The organism is Luteimonas flava (assembly GCF_036584485.1).
In the GTDB taxonomy this organism is placed as follows: domain Bacteria; phylum Pseudomonadota; class Gammaproteobacteria; order Xanthomonadales; family Xanthomonadaceae; genus Luteimonas; species Luteimonas flava.
The window spans coordinates 1-370 of record NZ_JAZHBM010000038.1 but is presented as its reverse complement, the minus strand read 5'-3'; the positions used below and the strand labels follow the sequence as shown (position 1 = coordinate 370).

Here is a 370-nt window from a genome sequence, read left to right as displayed (position 1 = left end):
ATGTTTGCCGCGCTGTTCTACAGCGTCAACCTGTATGCCGACGTGGTGCTGCAACTATTCTTCATCGTCACTTGCCTGATTGGCTGGCTGCAATGGCTGCGCGGCGCCGGCGGTGCGCCGCTGCCGATCAGCAACGCGCAGTTGCGGGCGCTGGGCTGGATGGTGGCGACTGGCCTGCTAGCCACTGCCGGCTACGGCCTGATGTTGCAGGCCTGGACCAACGCCTACGCGCCCTTCATCGATTCGGCCGTGCTGATGTTCAGCGTGGTGGCGCAGTTGCTGCTGATGGGGCGGCGGGTCCAGACTTGGCCGTTCTGGCTGCTGGTGAATACCGTGTCGGTGCCGCTGTACGCCAGTCGCGGCCTGTATC

The 370-nt window shown here is 64.3% G+C and carries 1 protein-coding gene; it reads left to right on the top strand.

What is annotated here, in order from left to right; genetic code table 11:
- A partial coding sequence (pnuC, locus tag V3391_RS17585; protein WP_332079750.1) for a nicotinamide riboside transporter PnuC occupies positions 1–370 on the top strand: 370 nt, incomplete at both ends.